Origin of the sequence: Gordonia sesuvii (assembly GCF_036350415.1) — a bacterium.
Taxonomy (GTDB): domain Bacteria; phylum Actinomycetota; class Actinomycetes; order Mycobacteriales; family Mycobacteriaceae; genus Gordonia; species Gordonia sesuvii.
Genome location: NZ_JAZDUF010000007.1, coordinates 73,103 through 96,151, shown reverse-complemented (window position 1 = coordinate 96,151; position 23,049 = coordinate 73,103). Strand labels below are relative to the sequence as shown.

The following is a 23,049-nucleotide window of genomic DNA, read 5'->3' as shown; positions in this document are numbered from 1 at the left end:
TGGGCGACGATGATCGGTGGATCAGATCGCACCGAGAGGACTCGACCGATGACCACTTCAGAACCTGTCGCCAGCCTGGCGATGATGACACTCGATTGTGCTGACGCCCGTGTCTCGGCCGAGTTCTGGTCGGCCGTGCTGGGATGGGAGATCGTCGGGGCCGGCGACGGCTACGCGATGCTCAAAGGACCCGAGGGAGCCGCGCTGGGATTCGGGTCGGTTCCTGACCACCGGCCACCGGCATGGCCGAACGAGAACGGGTCCAAGCAGTTCCACTTCGATCTGGCGGTCGACGATCTGACGGCCGCGGAGGGCCGCTGCGTCGAGCTCGGCGCGACGGTACCGTCGGAGCAGCCGGGGGAGACCTGGCGGGTGCTGCTCGATCCCGCGGGGCACCCGTTCTGCCTGACGAAGGCCGAGAACTGGGGGTGATGCGATGTGACCGGACGGTCACCTCATCCGATCGGCGATTTCTCGGGGCCGGCTGACTCCGACACGGACACCCGGCTCGCGTTCGAGGATGCGTACCGGCGCCTGGCCGACTATCGCGGTGGTGGCAGTGATCCCGCGGATCCCGGCGACGTGCTGGCGATGCAGATGGTGATCCGGATCGAGAAGTCACATCCACCCGCGCGGGTGGACGCGTTGACCGCTGCAGCCCGTGCGGTGGCGCTGCTCTGTCTCGACGACCGTGCGGGCGGCGCAGGGCCGTGGGTGTCGGACCTGGATGCCTGGTGCGGGGCCCGCATCCGCAAGATCGCCCGCCGTGCGCGTGGCGCGCAGTGGGCTGCGGCGCAGGAGGTCTGGGGCCTGACCGTCGAGACCGGGTCGGCGCAGGCCCGGGCGCTGGTGCCCGGCCGCGTCGGTGATGTCGACCGTCGGATCGCCCGGTTGCAGATCGGCGGTACGGAACTCGATGGTTCGCTGTCGACCCAGGCGCCCGACCGCGGTGTCTGCCTCTGGATGAATCCCGATCTGCCGATGACAGTGGGCAAGGCCGCCGCCCAGGTGGGCCACGCCTCGATGCTGGCGGTGACGTCGATGACTCTCGAGCAGGCGTGGGAATGGCGTTCTGCCGGCTGCCCTCTCGTCGTCCGCGAAGCGTCCGGTCAGCGATGGGCGGATCTCCTGACCGCGGACGCCCGGGGCGCGGCGATCGCGGTGCGCGACGCCGGTTTCACCGAGATCGCCCCGGGCTCGGTGACCGTGATCGCCGAGGTGACGGACAGATGACCGACGACCGGCTCCCGGGCTGGGCGCGTGACCTCCACCTGACGCCGCACCCGGAGGGCGGTTGGTACTCCGAGACCTGGCGTAGCGCCGTGACGATACCCGGGGCAGCGCTGCCGCCGGAATTCTCCGGAGATCGCGTCGCCGCCACCGCGATCTACTTCCTCCTACTGCCCGGCGAGCAGTCGGCGTGGCACACCGTGCGAGGTGCCGAGCTGTGGCTGTTCCATCGTGGCGCCCCGGTCCTGCTCGAACTCGGCGGCGACGGCCCGGAACCTCGAACGCCCGCGGCGGTGACGGTCGGCCCCGACGTGGAGGCAGGTCACCGACCGCAGGCCCTGGTACCGCCGAGGACGTGGCAGCGGGCGCGACCTGCCGGAGACGAGCCGTCACTGGTCAGCTGCATCGTCGCCCCCGGCTTCGACTTCGCGGACTTCCGCCTCGCTCCCGACGTGGGGACTCACGGCCCTCACGCCGGATGACGGGCCACGGCCGCGAGCGCCGGCGCAGGGAACCGCACGACGCCATCGGTTCCCGCGAAGACCGCCAGATCGCGTGCGGCCGCCCGTAGCAAGTGCTCGTACTGGTCGTCGTCTATCAGGTCCCCGAGGGTCCAGCCCTTGACGTCGGTCCGGACCCACGCCTCGACCGACGGGAAACAGGCCTCTCCGTCGAGCCGGACGATCTCCACCTCGGCGAACGCGTCCGCGAGTTCGTCGCGGAGCAGCTCGGGTGTACCGATGACGAAAGGGGCGAGCAGGGCGTCGGCCTGCACGTCGCCGAACAGCCGGCGCACCAGTGTTGCCATCGCGTCGTAGCCCGGGTTCTCGGCCACCTGCGCCCACGTGAGAATGCCGAGGGAGCCACCCGGACGGAGAACTCGGGCCATCTGTGCCACCGCCCGCCGACGGTCGGTGCAGAACATCAACACGAACTGACACACCACCCGGTCGAACGAGTCGTCGGCGAACGGAAGGTCTTCTGCGACACCGGCATGGAGCAGGGCACCGGGGCACATGCGCGCCGCGACGGCCCGCATCCCGTCGTTCGGATCGATCGCCGCAACCGAGCCGTCGGGGCCGACCCATGCCAGCGCCTCGCGGGTCAGCGCACCGGTGCCGCATCCCACCTCCAGCACCCGCTCGCCCCGGCGGACCCCCGTCCTGTCCAGGAGTCGCGGTGGCCACTGGTCGAACAGCGCCGGCACGAAGAACTCCTCGTAGATCTCCGCGGCGGCATCACCGATCTGACCGGTACGGGCCTTGCTCATGGGACAAAGCGTCCCCCTCGAACGCGCCAGACCCAAGACCGAGAATCGAACTCCGGCACCCTCGGGCTTGCCTGCACCCGCATCGCCTCGCGACGATGGAGGGGTGCGCAGCTACGGCCAGTACTGTCCGATCGCGCGGGCCTCGGAGATCCTCGCGGAGCGCTGGACGCCGCTGGTCATCCGCAATGTGATGATGGGCGCCGACACCTTCACCGACATCGCGCACGGCGTCCCGCAGATGTCGCGGTCGGTTCTGGCCACGCGGCTCGCACAACTCGAACGGTTCGGTGTGCTGGTCCGAACACCGAAACAGGTGGGGCGGGGTTCGAGGTACGCGTTGACCGACGCCGGCCGCGACCTGGCGACGGTGCTCGACGAGTTCGGGCGGTGGGGTGAGCGTTGGGTGGAGATCGGACCGGAGATGACCGATCCCGGGTTCGCGTTGTGGGCGTGGTGCCACGCCCAGCTCGACACCGCACAGCTACCCCATGAGCGCACGGTGGTCGCGTTCTGCTTCCCCGACCAGCCGATGGGAAATCGCTATTACTGGTTGCTCGTCGACGCCGGTGATGCGGAAGTGTGTTACTCCGACCCCGGAGGTGAACCGGCCGCCGAAGTGGTCGCCGACTCGACGGCGTTCATCGCCTGGCACCGTGGGCAGCTGCCGTGGTCACGTGCGCTCGCCACGGGGCGGATTCGGATCGCGGGGGACCGGTCGGTGACGGCGGTTCTCCCGAGATGGAACCGCCGCACCGACGTGCCGTTCAGTCCGCCGACGACAGCGAACGCGCCGGCGCGATGAGACCCAAGGTGTTCAGCCACACGTCCCGGTCGGGTGCGATCGATGCGACGATCAGTTCGTCCGCCTGCGCATGCCCGGCGAACCACTGGAGATAGTCGTCGACCTGACTCGGGGTCCCGATCCCCGCGTACGTCATCATCGCGTCGATCTGACGACCCTGCGGCATGTCCAGGATCATGTCGGCCTCCTCGTCGGTGAAGCGACGATCACGGGCGAACAGTGCATTCACCCGCGCGCGCTTGGCCTTGCGGAGTTGGTCCTGCGCGACCTCCTCGTCGTCGTCGGCGATGGCGCACACACCTGCGATCACGTACGGGGAATCCAGTTGCTGAGACGGCTGGAACTCCCTGCGGTACAGCGCAACAGCTTCTTCCAAGGCCTGCGGGGCGAAGTGTGAGGCAAACGCGTACGGCAGCCCGAGGGCCGCGGCCAGCTGGGCGCCGAACAACGACGAGCCGAGGATGTAGAGGGGGATGTCGGTGCCCGATCCGGGGGTCGCGCTGACGCCCTCGACGCGCGAGGCGCCGCGCAGGTATCCCTGGAGTTCGAGCACGTCGGAGGGGAATCGATCCGCCGACGCCATCGTCCGGCGCAGGGCCGCGAAGGTGTTCTGGTCGCCGCCGGGTGCCCGGCCGAGGCCGAGGTCGATCCGGCCCGGGTGCAATTCCGCGAGGGTGCCGAACTGTTCGGCGATGGCCAACGGCGAGTGGTTGGGCAGCATCACCCCGCCGGCGCCGAGGCGGATGGAGTCGGTGTGGGCGGCGATGTGGGCGATCAGCACCGCTGGTGCTGCCGACGCGATACTCGACATGTTGTGGTGCTCGGCGTACCAGATCCGCCGGTAACCCCACTTCTCGGCATGCTGCGCCATGTCGACGCTCGCCGCGAAGCTCTCGCCGACCGTCTCACCGGAACCGACCTGCGCCAGGTCGAGAATGGACAACTCAACACTCATCTTCTTCTCAAGGCGCGTCGAGCGCAGCGTATTCCTTTCTCCCTGAGCACGTGTCGTCCCGGTTGGCGCGCGGGCCTGCTTCGTGGTGCACGATAGGGGGGTGACGAACGCGAGTGATCCGGCCGGTGCAGACGACGAGTACGAATCCGATCCCGACCTCCTGGTCGACTTCCGCGACGTCACGCTCGTGCGTGGGGGGAACACCCTGGTGGGCCCCGTGTCCTGGCAGGTCGAACTCGATGAGCGCTGGGTCGTCATCGGACCGAACGGCGCCGGCAAGACGTCGTTGATGCGGCTGGCATCGGCGCAAGAGCATCCGACGGCAGGCACCGCGTTCATCCTCAACGAACGCCTCGGCAAGGTCGAGGTGCGGGAACTGTCCACCCGGATCGGGGTGGCGAGTTCAGCGCTCGTGGAGCGGGTACCGCCGGACGAGATCGTCACCGACGTGGTGATCTCGGCGGGGTATTCGGTGCTGGGTCGCTGGCGGGAGAGTTACGACGACGTCGACCGCGAGCAGGCGGTCGACTCATTGGAGTCGATGGGTGCCGAGCATCTCGCCGACCGGACCTTCGGCACTCTGTCGGAGGGCGAACGCAAGCGGGTGATGGTGGCGCGGGCGTTGATGACCGATCCCGAACTGCTCCTGCTCGACGAGCCCGCCGCCGGCCTCGACCTCGGCGGTCGCGAGGAACTCGTGGACCGGCTGGGCAGACTCGCCACGGACCCGGAATCGCCGGCGATGGTGCTGGTGACCCATCACGTCGAGGAGATCCCGGACGGCTTCACCCACGCGATGCTGCTGTCCGAAGGCGAGGTGGTGGCCCAAGGGCTGCTCGACGACGTGCTCACCAGTGAGAACCTGTCGTCGGCGTTCCGGCAGCGGATCACCCTCAGCCGGCCGGGCGGTCGGTACTTCGCCCGACGGGTGCGACGGCCGGGTGGGCATCGCCGCGCAGCTGGTTGACCGGCGAGGGTTACCCTCGGTGGGATCGCCGTCGGACAGGAGACCCATGAGCACATCGCAGGCCGAGCCCGCCCCGCTGCGCGACGCAGCCACCGTGGTGCTGGTCCGGGACACGCCCGACGGGATCGAGGTGTTCCTGCAGCGCCGAGTGCGGCAGATGGCATTCGCCGGTGGTGTCACGGTGTTCCCCGGCGGCGGGGTCGACCGGCGCGACGCCGACGCCGACATCGCCTGGACCGGGCCGCCCCCCGCCTGGTGGGCCGAGGCCTTTCACACCGACGAGCACACCGCGCAGGCGCTCGTGTGTGCCGCGGTGCGCGAGACGTTCGAAGAATGTGGCGTCCTGCTGGCCACGCGATCGGACGGTTCGTTCCCTGACCCGGACGTGTACACGACCGAGCGTGACCAACTCGTCGACAAGTCGTTGTCCTTCGCGCAGTTCCTGCGCGACACCGGATTGAGCCTGCGAGCGGATCTGCTTCGGCCGTTGGCACATTGGATCACCCCGATCATCGAGGAGCGCCGCTACGACACCCGGTTCTTCCTCGCCGCGCTGCCGGACGGCCAGACCGCCGACGACAAGACCACCGAGGCCGAGGTGGCCCACTGGGCCACGCCGGCTGCGGCCCTCGATGCCTGGGCTGCCGACCAGCATGCGTTGCTCCCGCCGACGTGGGCGCAACTGAATCATCTCGCCGACTTCGACACCGTCGCCGCGGCCCTCGCGGCCGAACGCCACGTCGAGGCGATCGAACCATCGGTGACGCCCGGAGCCGGACTCGCGGGACTCAAATTCGACGGATCCGATCGCTATTTCTCCGTCATCGCCGACCGTGAGGTCCCCGGTCTGAGTCGTTGAACGGTCTGAGTCGTTGAACGGTCTGATTCGTCGACCCCGCGCGTCAACGCGGCGACGAATCCAGGCCCGCGAGGACTCCGGCTGCGGCCGGTCTCCCTGCGAAGACCATGACGATGTCGCGTATCGGGGCTTCGACGGGCCGCCCCGCTCCGAACTCGAGGTCGACGTCGGTGGCGATGAAGCGGACATCCGTGTGGTCGCGCCGGGGATGAAACGGAAACCGCATCGGCCACAGTCGTTGCGCGACCGCGCCTGCGGCGTCGGGTGGCATCGACCGGCTGATCCCCACGGGCACGGCGATGTCCTGACCGTGGATCAGCACATCGAGCAGCGGTTCCATCTCGGTGGTGCCCATCGCGTGACGTCGCGACCCGACCATGGCACGCAGCTTGTCGGCGGCTGCACGCGCCGGGGTCGGGTCGTCGACCGCGAGGCGGTGGACCATGACGTTGAACCGCAAACCCGAACGCACCATCGCCCCCAGCACTCGCGATGGAGGCATGTGCGCCTGTGTCAGGTGCACCGCCACGTCGCGCACCGACCAGCCGACACACAGTGATCCGGTGGCGAACTGGTCATCGGTGAGGGTGTCGAGGAGGTCGGCGACGTCGAGCCGTTGCTCGTCCACGTGGCGCCAGATCGTGTCGGAATCCATGGCGTGCCTCCGTGTGCTCGGCGGCAGCAGCGGCGTTGCCCTGAGCGTCCGTCAATTGGTCAGGATACCTGACTGATTTTAGTCAGGGAGGCATACTAAAGTCAATGACCATGACCGACGACCAGCCGCCGACCGGGGTGCTCATGTTCATCGCGCACCGGGCGACCGAGCAGCGGGTGATGACACGGATGGCCGAGGTGGGCGCCACCGACATCACGCTTGCCCAGGCGCGACTCCTTCAGCGCCTGGCGCCCGAGCCGATGCGGCTGACAGACCTCGCCGAACAGGCCGGCGTCACCAAGCAGACCGCGGGCGGACTCGTCGACCAGTTGGAAGCCGCCGGATACCTGCGGCGGGTGCCCGATCCGTCCGACGGCAGAGCTCGCCTGGTGACGTTGAGCGAGCGGGCTGTCGAACTGTGCGCCCTGGCCGCGCGCGAGGTCGAGGTCGTGGAATCGGAGTGGCGGGAGTACCTGGGCGCGAGTCGGTTCGACGACATGCGTGCGGCCCTGATCAGCTTGCGCGAGATCACTGATCCATATCGATGACGTCGTCGGCGTCCTCGGCGCCGATGTCGTCGCGATCGGCCCAGTCCAGCAACGTGTCCAGTCGGTAGGCGACATCGTCGATCTCCGCGTGCAGATCACCGACCTCGGCGAACCGGGCGGGCATCGTCGCGATGGTGAAATCATCCGGTGCGACATCGTCGATCTCGGACCACCGGATGGGTGCGGACACCGTGCCCCGCGGATTGCCCCGCACCGAGTACGCCGACGCCATGGTGTGGTCGCGGGTGTTCTGGTTGTAGTCGACGAATACGGCTGCCGGATCGCGATCCTTGCGCCACCACGTGGTGGTGACATCGTCGGGCGCGCGACGTTCGACCTCGCGGGCGAACGCATGGGCCGCCCGGCGCACCTGGGGGAATCCCCACTCGGGTTCGATCCGGACGTAGATGTGCAGGCCGCGGCCACCGGAGGTCTTCGGGAAGCCGCGGATACCGAGTTCGTCGAGGACCTCTTCGACCACGTGCGCGACGCGCTGGATGCGCGAGAACGGGCAGTCGGGCATCGGATCGAGGTCGATGCGCCACTCGTCGGGTGACTCCGGGTCGTCGCGGCGGGAGTTCCACGGGTGGAACTCGACGGTCGACATCTGGACCGCCCAGATCACGCTGCCGAGTTCGGTGACACACAGTTCGTCGGCGGTCCGGCCGAAGCGTGGGAACCACAGTTCGACGGTCTCGAGCCAGTCCGGCGCACCCGCCGGAATGCGCTTCTGGTGCACCTTCTTCCCGTCGACACCCTTGGGGAAACGATGCAACATGCACGGCCGGTCGCGCAGCGCACGGACGATCCCGTCACCGACCGCCAGGTAGTACTCGGCGAGGTCGCGTTTGGTCTCACCGCGCTCGGAGAAGTAGACGCGGTCGGGACTCGACAGTCGGATCGCTCGCTCGCCGACCCGCAGTTCGATCGGCTCACCCGCATCGTTCGAGGCCTGGACCATGCCACAACTGTATGGCCTGGACATCCGGGCGGGCCGGGCAAACGGTAGCCTTCGCACCATGGCTGAGTTCGTCACGCTCGAGACATTCGATGACCATCCCGGGGTCGGCACGATCCTGTTGAACCGTCCACCGATGAACGCGCTGAACCGGCAGGTGCAGACCGAGCTGGCTGCCGCGGCCGACGAGGCGACCGTGCGCGACGACATCAAGGCGGTCGTGATCTACGGCGGCCCGAAGGTGCTGGCCGCGGGTGCCGACATCAAAGAGATGAACGACATGACCTACGCCGAGATGAGCAAGGTCGCCGGCCGGCTGCAGTCCGCGCTGGGCGCCATCTCGGAGATTCCCAAGCCGACCGTCGCCGCGATCACGGGCTACGCGCTCGGCGGCGGCCTCGAGGTCGCCCTGGGTGCCGACCGCCGCATCGCCGGCGACAACGCGAAACTGGGCGTACCGGAGATCCTGCTCGGCGTCATCCCCGGCGGTGGCGGCACCCAGCGGCTCGCCCGGCTGGTGGGCCCGGCCAAGGCGAAGGACCTGATCTTCACCGGACGTTTCGTCGCCGCAGCCGAGGCGCTGGAGATCGGACTCGTCGACGAGGTGGTTGCACCCGACGACGTGTACGACACGGCGCTGGCCTGGGCCGACCAATTCGCGAACGCGGCGTCCATCGCTCTGGCGGCGGGCAAGAAGGCCGTGGACCAGGGACTCGGTGTGGACCTCGCCACCGGCCTCAAGATCGAGGAACAGCTGTTCGCCGCCCTGTTCGCCACCGAGGACCGGGCGATCGGCATGAAGTCGTTCGTCGAGAACGGGCCCGGCAAGGCGCAGTTCACCGGCAAGTGAACGAACGCCAGCGCCCAGCACCGACCATCAGGAAGTAGCCGCAGATGACGACGAACATGACACCGGGGAACATGACACCGGAGAACACGACCCCGGCTGAAACGACACCGGGGACCGATCCCGAACCCAACCCGCACGCCACCGAGGAGCAGGTGCAGGCGGCGTTGGCGGACTCCAAGCTGGCGCAGGTGCTGTACCACGACTGGGAGGCCGAGACCTACGACGACAAGTGGTCGATCTCCTACGACGAGCGCTGCATCGACTATGCGCGCGGTCGTTTCGACGCCGTCGCCGCCGATCAGCCGCTTCCGTACGAGCGTGCGATGGAACTCGGTTGCGGCACGGGCTTCTTCCTGCTGAACCTCATGCAGTCTGGCGTGGCGAAGAAGGGTTCGGTCACCGACCTGTCGCCGGGCATGGTGAAGGTCGCGCTCCGCAACGCCGAGAACCTCGGCCTCGATGTCGACGGTCGGGTCGCCGACGCCGAGAAGATCCCGTACGACGACAACACCTTCGACCTGGTCGTCGGACATGCTGTGCTGCACCACATCCCGGACGTCGAGCAGGCGTTGCGTGAAGTACTGCGCGTGCTCAAGCCGGGCGGCCGGTTCGTGTTCGCCGGCGAGCCGACCACCATCGGCGACTTCTATGCTCGGTGGATGAGCCGGGCGACCTGGGCCGCGACGACCAAGGTCACCAAGGTCGGTCCGTTGCAGTCGTGGCGGCGGCCGCAGGAGGAGCTCGACGAGTCGTCGCGGGCGGCGGCGCTCGAGGCCGTCGTCGACATCCACACTTTCGATCCCGCAGAACTGGAGCGGATGGCGCGCAGTGCCGGTGCCACCCAGGTGGGAACTGCGACAGAGGAACTCGCCGCCGCGATGCTCGGTTGGCCGGTGCGGACCTTCGAGGCGGCCGTTCCGCCCGAGAAGCTCGGGTGGGGCTGGGCGATGTTCGCGTTCAACGGTTGGAAGCGGCTGTCCTGGCTCGACGAGAAGGTGCTGCGGAAAGTGGTGCCGCCCAAGTTCTTCTACAACGCGATCGTCACCGGGATCAAGCCGCGCGCCTGAGCACCGAACCCCACGTGCACGCGTGCACGTGGGGTTCGGTTGGGCGAGATCAGTTCTCGACGGGGTTGAACGTCGAGGTGGCGACCGGGATACCGAGCACCGAGTTGATGGCCTTGTACCCGTCGTCGGTCTTGATCAGCGTGATCCGGCTGACCGGTTCGATGTCGGCATATCCGCCGGTGGGGGTGTCGACGAGGGTCAGTGGTGTCCCGGCTGAGCCGATGAGCGAATCGCCCTCGACGCGATACTCCCCGCAACGCTCCTCCACGGAACTCCCGTAGCGGGTCTGGATGCAGAGGTTGTACGTTCCGTCCTCGACCTCCGCGTTGGCGTGTCCCGCCCCCGCGACGAGCCCGGCTCCGGCGCACCCGGCGCCGATCAGAAGTGCGATCGCTGTTCTCTTCACAGCCCGAGATATTGCCTTAGGCTAACCTAACTCGTCACTCGTCGACTGTGCCCTACTTTCCGTCGACTGTGCCCTGTATCTGGTCGAGTGGGCGCCGAATATGTTCGAGTGGGTGTGCGTCGGTTCGCGCGCGTCGGGATCGTGAGCCTGTCGTCGAGGTCGCAGCGCCCAGTCGACGAGAATCAGCGCCCAGTCGACGGAATACGGCACCCAGTCGACGGAATACGGGACCCAGTCGACGCGATCGGTGACGCATGAGCAAGATGGACCGCGATGGGATACCGATTCACGCTCGACGACGTCGCCTTCCTGCGGTCTCCGCAGGGGCTCGACGCGCTCGACGACGCGGCGCGGCTGACCTTCGGCGCGTCGTCGATGCTCGCCGACATCGGCCACGTCCGGAGCCGATGCGCGCCGCATGACGGTGCGGTGGTCGAGACGGTTCTCTGTCGTCGTCGTGGGCGAGCGAAACTCCGTGCGGCCGACGACATGCTGTTCACCGACGACGCGCTGCAGCAGGCCACGCCCTCGGCTGTGGCGCGGCGCCGGGCCGAGGAGATCAGCACACGTCTCCCGGGCGCCGTCGTCCACGACCTCACCTGCTCGATCGGCGCCGAGCTGATGGAACTGTCTCGCCAGGAGGGAATTTCGGGCGTCATCGGCAGCGACATGGATCGGGTGCGGCTCGCGATGGCCCGGCACAACACCGCACTCGACGGAAGTCGGGCGACGTTGCTGGCCGCCGATGCACTCACGTCCACGTCGAGTGCCGACATCGTCCTCGCCGACCCCGGGCGCCGGGCGGGATCGTCACGAGTGTTCCGCCTCGATCAGCTGACGCCGCCCCTCCTCGATCTCCTGGACGTGTGCTCCGGTCGGCCCGCGGCGGTGAAATGCGCTCCGGGACTGGACTATCGGACGCTCCGCGATACTCACGGGTTCGTCGGACAAGTGCAGATCACCTCGCTCGACGGGGCGGTTCGCGAGGCCTGTCTGTGGACCGAACGCGACGGCGAGCCGGCACAGCGCGCCACGGTCCTGCGCACCGACGCCGACGGCTCGGTCCGGTCCTTCGACGTCACCGACCACGAGCCCGACGATGTCGCCGTCGGCGAGGTCGGGGAGTGGGTCATCGACCCGGACGGTGCCATCGTCCGCGCCGGGCTGGTCCGCAACTTCGCCCACCGGCACGGGTTGTGGCAACTCGACCCGCGGATCGCCTACCTCACCGGCGACACGGTGCCGCCCGGTGAGCGAGGGTTTCGCGTCCTCGACGTCGCCGGTGTCACCGACAAGGAGCTGCGCAAGCGTCTCACCGCGCTGGACTGCGGTTCGCTGGAGATCTTGGTCCGAGGCCTCGACATCGATCCCGATCGGCTCCGGAAACGCCTGAAACCCAAGGGCTCACGTCCGCTCGCGCTGGTCCTGACCAGGATCGGCCGCAAGGGGGTCGCCCTGATCTGCGAACCCGGGGTCCGGGTGCCGTAGCGCCACTGACCTCTCGGCGAACCGGCGTCAAGGTGACCTTGACAAGCAACGTGTTGTCAATGCATCCTTTACGCATGACCGAAGTGGACGATCTGGCGAACCAGGTCCAGCAGTTCGCTCGCAGCATCGCCGCCGGGGGCGCCGACTCCCGCGCCGCCGCGCTGACGAAGGTGTATGACGCCCTGCAACTCGGGCGGCGGGCCGAGGAGTTGCTCAGCGCGACGGCCCGCCATGCACGCGAGTGTGGCTGCACGTGGCAGGAGATCGGCGACGTCGTCGGCACCACGCGACAGGCGGCGTTCCAACGCTTCGGCAAACCCATCGACCCGAGAACAGGAGAACCGATGACCAGAACACCGATCCCCAGCGCCGAGATCATGGCCGACGATCTGCTGGACAAGTTGCGAGCAGGTCAATGGTCAACTGTCGCATCGCGATTCAACCCGACGATGGCACGTGCGCTCGACGACTCCGGCCTTGCCGATGCGTGGGCCTCGGTGATCGCCCTCGGTGGTGAGGTCGACTCCACCGGCACGCCGTTCGTACGACTGCACGGGCTGCACACGGTGGTCGATGTGCCGATCGAGCAGGAGGCGGGGGCGACCACGATGCGGGTCGCCTACGACACCGACGGCCTGATCGCCGGACTCTTCCTCCTGACACCGGAGGCCGCGCAGGAACCGCTGTAACGCAGCTACCTGCTCTCGATCGCTTCTCTGCTGTCGAAGAAGTACACCTTGCCGATGTTGGTCGCGGTGGCGATCTGCCCGGACGGTGAGACGGCGACACCGGTGGCGAAGCCGACCGACTCCGGCAGCGGCAACGTCCGTGTGGTCGCGCCGTCCTCGGTCGACACCTCGGTGAGTGACAACGTGTCCGCGCCGGCGTCGCGCACCACCGTCCACGCGGTTCCGGCATCGGTGAGGGTGGAGAGACTGACGACGGCGAGATCGTCGCGCTGCCACACCTGTTCGGCGCGGTCACCGGCATCGCGGAGCATCCTCAGCGGAGCGCCGAGAATCCCGGTCGGGATGATCAGCCCGTCCGGTGACACGCTCATCGTCGCGAAACCGTAGCCGCCGTTGTCGTAGGTCCATCGGGTATCGCCCGACTCGGCATCGAGCGCCACGATCTGCCCGAGACGGGTGAACGCGTACACCGTCGAACCGTCCGCGGACAAGGTCGGCGCTCCGATCACGCCCCCGGGCAGGTCGGCGTGCCAGATCTCGCGCATCGTGCGGTTTCCGTCGTCCGCCGCGTAGCTCATCGCCCGGATCTGTGACGCGATCGCGCCCTGCGGCCAGAAGTTCAGGAAGAACCGCTCGTTGTCGACGTCGACGGCGGGCGGGGCCGGAATCGCGCAGCGCGGCCCATTGGTCACGCACTCGCCGAACCCGAACGTCGGGTCGTCGGGGTTCGCGTCGGCGCGCAGCCGGACCTCGGGTGCGGTGAACTCGCTGGTCTGTGAGTTCAGCATCAGCAGCTGACCCTGCGTGGTCGCCACGAGTACCTCACCGGGAGCCGCGAACTTGGCCGACAGCGGGACGCCGATCACCGGCATGCGCCAGCGGATCGCCCCACCGGCGTTGAACGCCAGGAACATCGTCTCCTCGCCGACGTAGGGCTGATCGAACTGGTCGACGAGCATCGCGTTGACCTCGATGCCGGGACGCATCCGTTTGCAGAAGTTCTTGCGGCCGTTGCGGGGATCGAGGACCAGCAGGTTGCATCCGTTCGCGGGATTGGACGTGACACCCACGTTGGAGTTCCCGGAGATGGTGACCGGCGCGGTGACGGGTCCGCCGGTCGGTCGCGTCCAGCTCAGCTCGAGGTCGTCGGGCACGGCGGGGTAGGCGAAGTTCGAGTTCGCGGCATTGCCGCCGAAGCCGGACCACCCCGCGCTCGCGACCGAACGGACGTCGACCTGTCCGTCCGAGCAGGCGGCCACCATCACGGCCAGCACGCACAGCAGAACTGTCGCGGGCAGTCGACGGCGGTGTCCTCGTCGCCGGCCTGCTGCAGCCATCGGCGCTCCTGTTCTGGTCGCGATGCACCCCGTCGGTCGACGTGCCAGTCTCAGAGCCTAACGTGGGGGCGAATTCGACTCGATTAGGGTTTGTCGTCATGACCACGATGTGGAACGCCTCGTACCGGTCCCGCTGGCGTGCGGGTCGTCGACGCGATCCCGCTCAGGCCCGGTTCCTCACCCGTGACTCGCTGCGGTGGGTGCTGCGCAATCGTGCGTACACCCCGTGGTACCTGGTGCGTTACTACCGCCTGGCCCGGTTCCGGATGGCGAACCCGCACATCGTGTTGCGTGGCATGGTCTTCCTCGGACGCAACGTCGAGATCCACGCGACGCCGCAGATGTCGCGGCTCGAGATCGGCCGTTGGGTGCACATCGGCGACGGGAACTCGATCCGCTGTCACGAGGGCAGCCTGCGGATCGGCGACAAGACCGTGTTCGGCTGCAACAACGTGGTGAACTCCTATCTCGACCTCGAGATCGGTGGATCGACCCTCGTCGCGGACTGGTGCTACATCTGCGACTTCGACCACAAGATGGACGACATCACGTTGCCGATCAAGGACCAGGGCATCGTCAAGGGCCCGGTGCGAATCGGCCCGGACACGTGGATCGCCGCGAAGGTGTCGGTGTTGCGCAACACGATCGTCGGACGCGGCTGCGTGCTGGGCTCACATGCGGTGGTGCGCGGCGTGATCCCCGATTACTCGATCGCGGTGGGGGCACCCGCCCGGGTCGTGAAGAACCGCAAGGACGACTGGGCGCACAACGCGCAGGAACGCGCCGAACTCGAACGCGCCCTCGCCGACATCGAGCGCAAGAAGGCCGAATCGCGCAAGAGCAGCGGGCCGCGCGAAGCCTGACTGCCGCGCGATACCCCGGTCAGCGGGTCGCCGCGGCGGCGACACCCTCGCTCGGTTGTACGACGACGAATCCCGGACCGTGGAACGCGAGCTGGAACGACTCGCCCGAACCGCGGCCGATGAGAGATCCCATCTTGAAATCGTTCTTGACACCCGGGGTGAGATTGGCCGACCAGCACACGGCCGCCTGGGGATCGACGAAGGTGGGTTGCACCGAGCAGTCCAGGATCATCGGCGGGCCGTCGCTGGCGATCCCGACGGTGCCCTGGCCGGACAGGGTCAGGTTGAACAGCCCGCCGGCGAGCATCCCGGCGTTGCCGATCGAGGTGATCTTCCAGTCGAGTGAGGCGTCGAACGCCAGCAGGCTCGCCGTGTTGATGGTGATCGCGTCGCCTTCCAGGTCGATCGTGAACACGTCGCTGTTGGCCTTGGCGAAGAACACCTCACCCTGCCCGCGCACCCGCATCAGCTGGCCGCCCTCGTTGGTGACCGCCTTCTTCAGGAAGTTCGAGACCGAGCCGGAGCCTTCGTGGGCGAACTCGAACTGCCCCTGATAGGCGACCATCGCCCCCTTCGCCGCGAGGGCTTCGGGACCGAATCCGACCCGCAGCATCTTGCTCGACTGCATCGTCCACCGCGCGGAGCTCTGCTTCTCCTGGTTGACCTGATCGAAGATGGGGCTGCGCACAACGTCTCCTCTGCTCGGCGTCTGGCCTGTTCGGTTCCGGGCCTGTTCGGTTCCGGGAGCTACACCGATTGTGCCGGATCCCGCTCGGGCAACGGGCGTTCCGGAATCTGCGGTCGGCCGACTGGATGACGGACACGTCGCTTCGCGGCGAGATACACGGCAGCGGTGCGTTCGGCGACCTCCGTCCACGAGAAGTCGACCGTGAGCCGCTCGCGGGCGTGCCGGGCGCGGACGGCGGCTGCGGCCGGGTCGCCGAGGCCGGTCCGCACGGCGTCGGCGAGTCCGGCGACGTCGCCGGGGGAGAAGGTGAGGCCGGTCGTCGGGTCCGACACCGCCTCCCCGAGGCCGCCCGCGGTGGACACGATCAGCGGGATGCCGGTCGCGGCCGCTTCCAGTGCGACGATGCCGAAGGGCTCGTAGCGGCTGGGGAGCACGATCGCGTCGCAGCGATGCATGAGCCCCACCAGATCGTCGTGGCCGAGGGCGCCGAGGAACCGGACGGATTTCGCGACCCGATGCCGGCGGGCTTCGTCGAGCAACCACTCCTGCTGGGTGCCGTCACCTGCGATGGTGAGCGTCGTTCCGGGGTGGCTGCGGCGGATGCGTGGCAGCGCGGCGATCAGATCCTGGATGCCCTTCTCGTACTCGAGTCGGCCGGCGAACAGCAGTTCGGGTGGTCGGCCGGAACTCGCGGGGCGGGGGGCAAACGGCCATGTCCGGATGTCGATGCCGTTGTGGATGACCGACACGTCGGAGATCTCCGGGCCGAAGAGCTGAGTGACCTCGTCGCGCATCGACGCCGAACACGTGATGAGCGAATCGGATTCGTGCGCCAGCCACCATTCCACCGAGTGCACCTGCCGATTGGTGGGCCCGCTGACCCAACCGCTGTGGCGGCCTGCCTCGGTGGCGTGGATGGTGGACACCAGGGGCACATCGAAGAACTCCGCGAGCGCGATCGCCGGGTGGGCGACGAGCCAGTCGTGGGCGTGCACCACGTCGGGTTCCCATGGCCGGCCAGCTGCCGGATCACCTTGTCCGCCCAGTGATCTCAGCGCCGCTCGGATCAGTGAGTGGCCCATGGCCAGCGTCCAGGCCATCATGTCGCGCCCGAACTCGAACTCGGGCGGGTCCTCGGCGGCGGCGATGATCCGCACGCCCTCGCGTCGCGTGTCGGTGGTGGGATGGCTGACTGCGTCGGTTCCCGTCGCCCGCCGGGTGACGACGACGATGTCATGGCCCTGCGCCGCGAGTTCGGTGGTCAGGTGGTGGACGTGTCGGCCCAGGCCGCCGACCACCACCGGTGGGTACTCCCACGAGACGATCAGCACCCTCATCAGCCATCCCCCATTGCGCTCAACTGCCGGTGTCGCTCGGCAGGGCGGCGGTGTACAGCCGCCGCGCGTCCAGACCTGCGAACAGGTTGTCGGCCTGTGACCAATTGTGGGCCAGCCTCTCGGCCAGTCCCGCCCGACCGCGCAGTGCAGCGTCGCAGATCTCGCGGGTCGCATGCGCATGTTTGTGCGCCCGATCGACAGCGTAGTGCGCCGCGGTGTCCTTGGAGACCATGAACGGCCAGTCCGACGACACCGTCAGGAGTGTTTCCCGGACGATCTGGTCGGCGACGCGGCTGCGGCCGCCGCGGTATCCGCTGGGGTGGCGCGGACCGGCCGGGTCGACCAGTTTGTCGACCGCCTCGAGCGCGGTCTCGGTGACCTCGGCGTTCAGTCGCACCAGGTGCTCGACCTGCGGCCCGTTCCAGACCCGCCAGTCCTTGCCGGAACCCCAGGACGACGCGGGGAGGTCGACGGGGGCGCCGACGTACCCGTCGCGCCGGGCCGTCGCGAGGGTTCCGACGCGGACCCCGGCCTCCGGCAGACGGCGCAGTACCCGCTCCAGCCAGATCGGACCCTCGTGCCACCAGTGCCCGAACAACTCGGTGTCGAACGCGGCCACCACGAGTGCCGGGCGGCCGATCCGCTCCGACTCGCTGATGAGTCGTCGTCGCACGTGATCGACGAAATCGTCCACGTGCCTGTCGATCACGTGGTCTGCCCGCTGCGGATCGTAGGGCTTCTTGTCCGCCGACGAGACGGATCGGCCGGTGACGCGTGCCGGTTTGAGGCCGGTGAGGTGGTCGTAGGTGTGGAAGTCGCGGTACATCGGGTGCCCCGGGTAGCCGGACTTGGGGGACCACACTCGGTAGCTGATGGTGAGATCCCGCCCGAATGCGACGACGTCGGTATCGCCGACCGGTCGGCCGAGGGCGGTGTCGCCGCGCAGCGTCGGGCCGTCGACCATGAAGTGCTCGACGCCGTTCGTCGCATAGTCGAGTTCCATTCCCGGTGCGAAACCGCATTCGGGTGCCCAGATGCCCGCCGGCTGCCGCGCCCACCGACCGCGCGCGTCGGCGAGGCCCTCGCGTAGGGAGAACTGCCGCACCCGCGGGTCCAGCAGGGGTGCGAACGGGTGGGCGAGGGGACCTCCCAGGATCTCCATCACCCCGGCCGACGCAAGGCTGCGGATCTGCGGGCTCGCGCCGTGACGCCAATGCATCTCGAAGTCGGCGATCGCCGCGGCGGCGCTCTGGAACTCACGAACGCCCAGCTCGCGGCGTGTGGGGTCCGGCGCGGTCGCCGCGTCGGTCGCGCGCAGCTGCCAGTCCGCGAGCCATTCGTACATCGAGGCCGCGCAGTGGGGATCGTCGAGCTGGGCGGCCAGCACGGGGGTGACCCCGAGGGAGAGCTGATCGGTGGCGCCGTCCTCGGCGAGGCGCCGCAACATCGCGACGACCCGCAGATACGAGCCGGCCCACGATTGGTAGAGCCACTCTTCGCCCACCGGCCACCGGCCGTGGTTGGCCAGCCACGGCAGATGGGAGTGCAGGACGATGGTGAACTGGCCGGGCACCGTCCGTGTCGGGGTATTCACAGGCGGGGTGCTCACGGTCGGCGGGCGCACGTCAGGAGATCGAGGCTCGCGTCGATGTCGGTGTCCGACTCCCGTGCGTCACGGATCACGAAGTCGCCGATCGCGATTCGGGCGACATCGGCGGCCAGGTCCGCCGGCCACGGTTCGCCGGCCAGCGCGCGCACGATCTGCGCGTCGATGATCGATCCGCCCCACTTGGCGTCGAGCGCCCGCAGGCTCCCGGCGTGGTAGATGCCGCAGGTCGATTCCACGTCCAACCCGCCGTCGGTGAGCAGCTCACTCAGTTCGGCGGCGTCGAGTTCGCGCGTGTGGAAGGGGTTGAGCGGGGTGTCGCGGCCGGGCGAGAAGGTGATGCGGTTGGGGGTCGAGATCAGGAGCACGCCGCCGGGGCGCAGTACGCGTCGGCATTCGGCGATGAATCCGGCCTGATCCCAGAGGTGTTCGATCACCTGGAAATTCACGACCACGTCCACCGATTCGTCGGCCAGCGGGAGGTCGATGAGGTTGCCCCGGTGCACGGTCAGCTCCGGATAGCGGCGACGGGTGTGCGCCACCGCCGACTCGTCGTAGTCCACGCACACGACCGAACGCGCCACCTCGGCGAGCATCGCCGCACCGTATCCCTCACCCGAGCCGGCCTCGAGCACCTCTCGCCCGGCACACCGGTCGAGAATGTGGGCGTAGGCGACCTCATGGCGGCGGAACCAGTAATTCTCCTCCGGAATTCCGGGGACGGTCCGTTCGCCGGTCAGCGCCAGGGTCTCGTGGGACTCGGTCATCCCCACGACAGTAGTGGGTCGGGTCGGACGCCGATCGGCGATGCTCCTCGCGGACCACTCGTCGCCGCCGATCGCGATGATCGATCGGCCTGCCCGTTATGTGAGGTAGTCGATGTTCAGAGCCGACCGAGCAAGCGCTAAAGTAGGGGAGACCGAATCCAACTTACTGGGCAGTAAGGTGGAGAAACCGACGCAGGAGGTCGACGCAGACCCATGACAAACATTGTCGTTCTGATCAAGCAGGTCCCTGACACGTGGTCCGAGCGCAAGCTGACCGAGGGTGACTACACCCTGGACCGCGAAGCCGCTGACGCCGTTCTCGACGAGATCAACGAGCGCGCGGTCGAGGAGGCCCTGAAGATCAAGGAGGCCGAGGGCGGCGAGGTCACCGTGCTGACCGCCGGTCCCGAGCGGGCCACCGAGGCCATCCGTAAGGCGCTGTCGATGGGCGCCGACAAGGCCATCCACATCAAGGACGACCAGATGCACGGCTCCGACGCCGTTCAGACCGCCTACGTGCTCGCCCGCGCGCTGGGCACGGTCGAAGGTGTCGAACTGGTGATCGCCGGCAACGAGGCCACCGACGGCCGCGTCGGCGCGATCCCGGCGATGATCGCCGAGTACCTGGAACTCCCGCATCTCACCCATCTGCGCAAGCTGACACTGGAGGGCGAGACCCTCAAGGGCGAGCGCGAGACCGACGACGGCATCTTCCACATCGAGGCCCAGCTGCCTGCCATCGTGAGCGTCAACGAGAAGATCAACGAGCCGCGCTTCCCGTCCTTCAAGGGCATCATGGCCGCCAAGAAGAAGGAAGTTCAGGTCGTCACCCTGGCCGAGATCGACGTCGAGGCCGGCGATGTGGGCCTCGAGAACGCCGGCAGCCAGGTCACCTCTTCGGCGCCCAAGCCGCCGAAGGCCGCAGGTGAGCGCGTCAGCGACGAGGGCGACGGCGGTACCAAGGTCGCCGAGTACCTGGTCTCGCAGAAGATCATCTAGTCCGCGGGCACTGACTGACCACTGGCGAAGATAGACATTCAGGAGATAGAAGAACATGGCTGAAGTACTTGTGCTCACCGAACAGGACGCCGAAGGCGCCCTGAAGAAGGTCACCAGCGAACTGATCACCGCCGCCCGCGCTCTCGGCACCCCGTCGGCGGTCGTCGTCGGCAAGCCCGGATCCGCCGACGGCATCATCGACGGTCTCAAGGAGGCCGGCGCAGAGAAGATCTACGTCGCCGAGTCCGACGACGCCGGGTCCTACCTGGTCACCCCCCAGGTCGACGTGCTGTCGTCGATCGCCGAGCAGGCCTCGCCCGCCGGCATCCTGGTCGCCGCGACCGCCGACGGCAAGGAGATCGCGGGCCGTCTGGCCGTGCGTCTGGGCTCGGGCGTGCTCGCCGACGTCGTCGACGTCCAGGAGGGTGGGGTCGGCATCCACTCCATCTTCGGTGGCGCCTTCACCGTCGACGCCCAGGCCAAGGGCGACGTCCCGATCTTCTCGGTCCGCCCGGGTGGCGTCGAGGCGGCTCCGCAGGCCGGTGCCGGCGAGCGCGTCGACGTCGAGGTCCCGGCCGCGGCCGAGGGTGCGGTGAAGATCACCAAGGTCGAGCCGAACGTCGGTGGCGACCGCCCCGAACTCACCGAGGCCTCGATCGTCGTGTCCGGTGGGCGTGGCGTCGGCAGCGCCGAGAAGTTCTCCGTCATCGAGGAGCTCGCCGACTCGCTCGGCGCGGCCGTCGGTGCCTCCCGCGCGGCGGTCGACTCCGGTTACTACCCGGGCCAGTTCCAGGTCGGCCAGACCGGCAAGACCGTGTCGCCGCAGCTCTACGTGGCGCTCGGCATCTCCGGTGCCATCCAGCACCGCGCCGGCATGCAGACCTCGAAGACGATCGTCGCCGTCAACAAGGACGAAGAGGCGCCGATCTTCGAGATCGCCGACTACGGCGTCGTCGGCGACCTGTTCAACGTCGCACCGCAGCTGACCGAAGAGGTCAAGAAGCGCAAGTGACGCGCGCCTGATCACCACCGATGACCCCGGGTGTCCTGTGACACCCGGGGTCATCGGCGTCTGCGGGGGCGGCGCGGCGATCACCGACGTTCACCGCATGAGAACCGACACGTCACGTCGTCGTGGCTGTCGTGTCGAGCTGGGCAGATGTCATCGGGGCATGACAGTCACCGCTCTCGCCACACCGGGATACGCGCCCACGGTCCCACCCGCGGTGGCGCGGCCGATGGCCCCGGCTGTCGATCCACCGCAGGTGGCCGAGCATCTCGCGGATCCGCCACGGCACCCCTGGTACCCCCGCAGCGGGTGCGACAGCCGTTGCCGGGCGGCTGACGGTGCGAGCGCGTGGCGAGCGCCGGCACTCGTGACCCGGCGGGCGATCGGCCTGCTCGCGACGGTCGCGTTCATCGCCCTCTCCGGGCCGTTCGTCGCGGTGATGCCGCGGGTGGTCCGTCGTCGGTATCTGGGTCGGATGGCGCGGGTCCTGCTGTCCTCCATCGGGCTTCGGGTCCGCGTCGATGATCGGCGGCCGTTCGCCGGCAGCACACGCGGACTCATCGTCGCCAACCACATCTCGTTCCTCGACATCTTCGCGCTTGCGGTGGTCAGCCCGGCCCACATGGTCGCGAAGGACGACGTCGCCGCGATGCCCGTCATCTCGGGCCTGGCCCGACGCCTCGGTGTCATCACGATCGACCGGTCTGCGCTGCGGGCACTCCCCGGCACCGTCGAGCGTGCGGTGGCCCGCCTGCACCAGGACAGTTCGGTCGCGGTGTTCCCCGAGGGCACCACCTGGTGCGGTCGAGACGCGGGGCGGTTCCGGCCGGCGTTCTTCCAGGCGGCCATCGACGCCGGCGTCCCGGTCATCCCGGTCCGGCTGACGTTCACCGCCGCGGACGGATCTGTCACCGCCGCACCGAGTCTGATCGGCGACGACTCGCCGATGGACACCCTGCGGCGGGTGATGGGCGCGCGCGGGCTGACCCTGCACATCAGGGTGCACGAGGTACAGCTCCCCGATGCCGATCGGCGTGAGCTGGCCGCCCGCTGTGAGCAGATGGTCGCAGCCTGACCCAGCGTGCACGGGACTGCACAACGCCGCTGAGACACTTTCGGCGCCGCGTTTCATCGGCTGACATATCTCATATATGTTGAGGGGGGTCGAGCAATCGCTCGGCGTCGAGATCCGACCACAGGAGGACTCCCCGACATGACCACTGCACCCGGCCTGTCCCGGACCGAGGCCAAGGCCCGGTTCGCCGAACTCCGCGCAGCCACCGGCCGCGTCGACGATGCCGAGCTCGACGCGATCTGGGGGGCGTTGGAGACGCTGCGCCCCGAGGAGATGTTCGGTGCCTGGAAGGGCGGCGAGTTCACCACCGGACATCCGGTGAACGGGATGCTGGAGAAGGCCGGCTGGTTCGGCAAGACCTTCACCTCGCGTAGTGATGTCCAGCCGCTGATGTGCCGGGGTGAGGACGGAAAACTGTTCTCCGACAAGAAGCTCGGCAAAGGCGAGGCGAGCCTGTGGGCGATCGAGTTCCGGGGTGAGGTCACCGCGTCGATGGTCTACGACGGCCAGCCGGTCATCGACCACTTCAAGCGGGTCGACGAGACGACCGTGATGGGCATCATGAACGGCAAGGGCGGTGTCGTCGACGGCCGCCACCTGTACTTCTACCTCGAACGGGTCTGA

The 23,049-nt window shown here is 68.3% G+C and carries 26 protein-coding genes; 16 read left to right on the top strand and 10 right to left on the bottom strand.

Annotated features, from left to right (window positions below):
* The first annotated feature begins 48 nt into the window (after positions 1-48).
* The 3 genes from VZC37_RS20375 to VZC37_RS20365 are packed head-to-tail and all read left to right on the top strand — an operon-like array spanning position 49 to position 1,712.
* Positions 49-432, top strand: a complete 384-nt coding sequence (locus VZC37_RS20375; protein WP_330435158.1) for a VOC family protein — start codon at positions 49-51, stop codon at positions 430-432.
* A 6-nt stretch (positions 433-438) separates the two neighbouring features.
* Positions 439-1,233: an aminoacyl-tRNA hydrolase gene (locus tag VZC37_RS20370; RefSeq protein WP_431309459.1), complete on the top strand. Its 795-nt coding sequence runs from the start codon at positions 439-441 to the stop codon at positions 1,231-1,233.
* A complete protein-coding gene (locus tag VZC37_RS20365; protein ID WP_330435157.1) occupies positions 1,230-1,712 on the top strand; it encodes a cupin domain-containing protein in 483 nt (160 codons plus the stop codon). The genes VZC37_RS20370 and VZC37_RS20365 overlap by 4 nt, the downstream gene beginning before the upstream one ends.
* Here the strand turns inward: VZC37_RS20365 and VZC37_RS20360 are convergent.
* Positions 1,700-2,500 (bottom strand): class I SAM-dependent methyltransferase, encoded by an 801-nt coding sequence (locus tag VZC37_RS20360; RefSeq protein WP_330435155.1) that lies wholly within the window; start codon positions 2,498-2,500, stop codon positions 1,700-1,702. The two genes, VZC37_RS20365 and VZC37_RS20360, sit on opposite strands and share 13 nt — an antisense overlap.
* A 103-nt stretch (positions 2,501-2,603) precedes the next feature.
* Between VZC37_RS20360 and VZC37_RS20355 the strand changes: the two genes are divergently transcribed.
* The gene (locus VZC37_RS20355) at positions 2,604-3,302 is read left to right on the top strand and encodes a winged helix-turn-helix transcriptional regulator (protein WP_330435153.1); all 699 of its coding nucleotides are present in this window, start codon (positions 2,604-2,606) and stop codon (positions 3,300-3,302) included.
* Here VZC37_RS20355 and VZC37_RS20350 read toward each other — a convergent pair.
* Positions 3,265-4,257, bottom strand: coding sequence for an LLM class flavin-dependent oxidoreductase (locus VZC37_RS20350; protein WP_330435152.1), 993 nt, complete (start codon positions 4,255-4,257; stop codon positions 3,265-3,267). The two genes, VZC37_RS20355 and VZC37_RS20350, sit on opposite strands and share 38 nt — an antisense overlap.
* A gap of 100 nt (positions 4,258-4,357) precedes the next feature.
* Between VZC37_RS20350 and VZC37_RS20345 the strand changes: the two genes are divergently transcribed.
* A complete protein-coding gene (locus tag VZC37_RS20345; RefSeq protein ID WP_330435150.1) occupies positions 4,358-5,224 on the top strand; it encodes an ABC transporter ATP-binding protein in 867 nt (288 codons plus the stop codon).
* Between the two features lie 46 nt (positions 5,225-5,270).
* Complete coding sequence (locus VZC37_RS20340) at positions 5,271-6,083, top strand: NUDIX hydrolase (protein WP_330435148.1); 813 nt, start codon at positions 5,271-5,273, stop codon at positions 6,081-6,083.
* A 43-nt stretch (positions 6,084-6,126) separates the two neighbouring features.
* On the opposite strand, the gene VZC37_RS20335 is transcribed toward VZC37_RS20340, so the two are convergent.
* A complete protein-coding gene (locus tag VZC37_RS20335; RefSeq protein WP_330435146.1) occupies positions 6,127-6,738 on the bottom strand; it encodes a maleylpyruvate isomerase family mycothiol-dependent enzyme in 612 nt (203 codons plus the stop codon).
* Between the two features lie 110 nt (positions 6,739-6,848).
* On the opposite strand from VZC37_RS20335, the gene VZC37_RS20330 reads away from it, so the two are divergent.
* Positions 6,849-7,286, top strand: a complete 438-nt coding sequence (locus VZC37_RS20330; protein WP_330435524.1) for a MarR family winged helix-turn-helix transcriptional regulator — start codon at positions 6,849-6,851, stop codon at positions 7,284-7,286.
* On the opposite strand, the gene ligD is transcribed toward VZC37_RS20330, so the two are convergent.
* Positions 7,267-8,247, bottom strand: coding sequence for a non-homologous end-joining DNA ligase (gene ligD / locus VZC37_RS20325; RefSeq protein WP_330435144.1), 981 nt, complete (start codon positions 8,245-8,247; stop codon positions 7,267-7,269). The genes VZC37_RS20330 and ligD overlap by 20 nt on opposite strands.
* A 58-nt stretch (positions 8,248-8,305) precedes the next feature.
* Here ligD and VZC37_RS20320 point away from each other — a divergent pair, with 58 nt between their 5' ends.
* Positions 8,306-9,094, top strand: coding sequence for an enoyl-CoA hydratase/isomerase family protein (locus tag VZC37_RS20320; protein WP_330435142.1), 789 nt, complete (start codon positions 8,306-8,308; stop codon positions 9,092-9,094).
* 44 nt (positions 9,095-9,138) lie between these two features.
* Positions 9,139-10,161: a class I SAM-dependent methyltransferase gene (locus tag VZC37_RS20315; protein WP_431309458.1), complete on the top strand. Its 1,023-nt coding sequence runs from the start codon at positions 9,139-9,141 to the stop codon at positions 10,159-10,161.
* Positions 10,162-10,210: 49 nt separating this feature from the next.
* On the opposite strand, the gene VZC37_RS20310 is transcribed toward VZC37_RS20315, so the two are convergent.
* Positions 10,211-10,567, bottom strand: a complete 357-nt coding sequence (locus VZC37_RS20310) for a hypothetical protein (RefSeq protein WP_330435140.1) — start codon at positions 10,565-10,567, stop codon at positions 10,211-10,213.
* Positions 10,568-10,840: 273 nt separating this feature from the next.
* On the opposite strand from VZC37_RS20310, the gene VZC37_RS20305 reads away from it, so the two are divergent.
* Both VZC37_RS20305 and VZC37_RS20300 read left to right on the top strand, forming a co-directional pair.
* On the top strand, positions 10,841-12,055 hold the full coding sequence (locus VZC37_RS20305; RefSeq protein WP_330435138.1) for a THUMP-like domain-containing protein: 1,215 nt from the start codon (positions 10,841-10,843) through the stop codon (positions 12,053-12,055).
* A 74-nt stretch (positions 12,056-12,129) separates the two neighbouring features.
* A complete protein-coding gene (locus VZC37_RS20300; RefSeq protein WP_330435136.1) occupies positions 12,130-12,744 on the top strand; it encodes a DUF3887 domain-containing protein in 615 nt (204 codons plus the stop codon).
* 5 nt (positions 12,745-12,749) lie between these two features.
* On the opposite strand, the gene VZC37_RS20295 is transcribed toward VZC37_RS20300, so the two are convergent.
* Positions 12,750-14,081 (bottom strand): outer membrane protein assembly factor BamB family protein, encoded by a 1,332-nt coding sequence (locus VZC37_RS20295; protein WP_330435133.1) that lies wholly within the window; start codon positions 14,079-14,081, stop codon positions 12,750-12,752.
* A 98-nt stretch (positions 14,082-14,179) separates the two neighbouring features.
* Here VZC37_RS20295 and VZC37_RS20290 point away from each other — a divergent pair, with 98 nt between their 5' ends.
* Positions 14,180-14,944, top strand: coding sequence for an acyltransferase (locus VZC37_RS20290; protein ID WP_330435131.1), 765 nt, complete (start codon positions 14,180-14,182; stop codon positions 14,942-14,944).
* Positions 14,945-14,963: 19 nt separating this feature from the next.
* Here the strand turns inward: VZC37_RS20290 and VZC37_RS20285 are convergent, their stop codons facing one another.
* The 4 genes from VZC37_RS20285 to VZC37_RS20270 are packed head-to-tail and all read right to left on the bottom strand — an operon-like array spanning position 14,964 to position 19,342.
* Positions 14,964-15,632: an AIM24 family protein gene (locus VZC37_RS20285; RefSeq protein ID WP_330435129.1), complete on the bottom strand. Its 669-nt coding sequence runs from the start codon at positions 15,630-15,632 to the stop codon at positions 14,964-14,966.
* A 59-nt stretch (positions 15,633-15,691) separates the two neighbouring features.
* On the bottom strand, positions 15,692-16,969 hold the full coding sequence (locus tag VZC37_RS20280; RefSeq protein ID WP_330435127.1) for a glycosyltransferase family 4 protein: 1,278 nt from the start codon (positions 16,967-16,969) through the stop codon (positions 15,692-15,694).
* Between the two features lie 19 nt (positions 16,970-16,988).
* On the bottom strand, positions 16,989-18,563 hold the full coding sequence (locus tag VZC37_RS20275) for a glycoside hydrolase family 57 protein (protein WP_330435125.1): 1,575 nt from the start codon (positions 18,561-18,563) through the stop codon (positions 16,989-16,991).
* 11 nt (positions 18,564-18,574) lie between these two features.
* Entirely contained in the window at positions 18,575-19,342 is a 768-nt protein-coding gene (locus VZC37_RS20270; protein ID WP_330435124.1) for a class I SAM-dependent methyltransferase, read from the bottom strand.
* 213 nt (positions 19,343-19,555) lie between these two features.
* Between VZC37_RS20270 and VZC37_RS20265 the strand changes: the two genes are divergently transcribed.
* The 4 genes from VZC37_RS20265 (at position 19,556) to VZC37_RS20250 (ending at position 23,049) form a co-directional block, all read left to right on the top strand.
* On the top strand, positions 19,556-20,341 hold the full coding sequence (locus VZC37_RS20265) for an electron transfer flavoprotein subunit beta/FixA family protein (RefSeq protein ID WP_330435122.1): 786 nt from the start codon (positions 19,556-19,558) through the stop codon (positions 20,339-20,341).
* A gap of 55 nt (positions 20,342-20,396) precedes the next feature.
* Entirely contained in the window at positions 20,397-21,353 is a 957-nt protein-coding gene (locus VZC37_RS20260; RefSeq protein ID WP_330435120.1) for an electron transfer flavoprotein subunit alpha/FixB family protein, read from the top strand.
* Positions 21,354-21,513: 160 nt separating this feature from the next.
* A complete protein-coding gene (locus tag VZC37_RS20255) occupies positions 21,514-22,425 on the top strand; it encodes a lysophospholipid acyltransferase family protein (protein ID WP_330435117.1) in 912 nt (303 codons plus the stop codon).
* Between the two features lie 138 nt (positions 22,426-22,563).
* Entirely contained in the window at positions 22,564-23,049 is a 486-nt protein-coding gene (locus tag VZC37_RS20250) for a DUF4334 domain-containing protein (RefSeq protein WP_330435115.1), read from the top strand.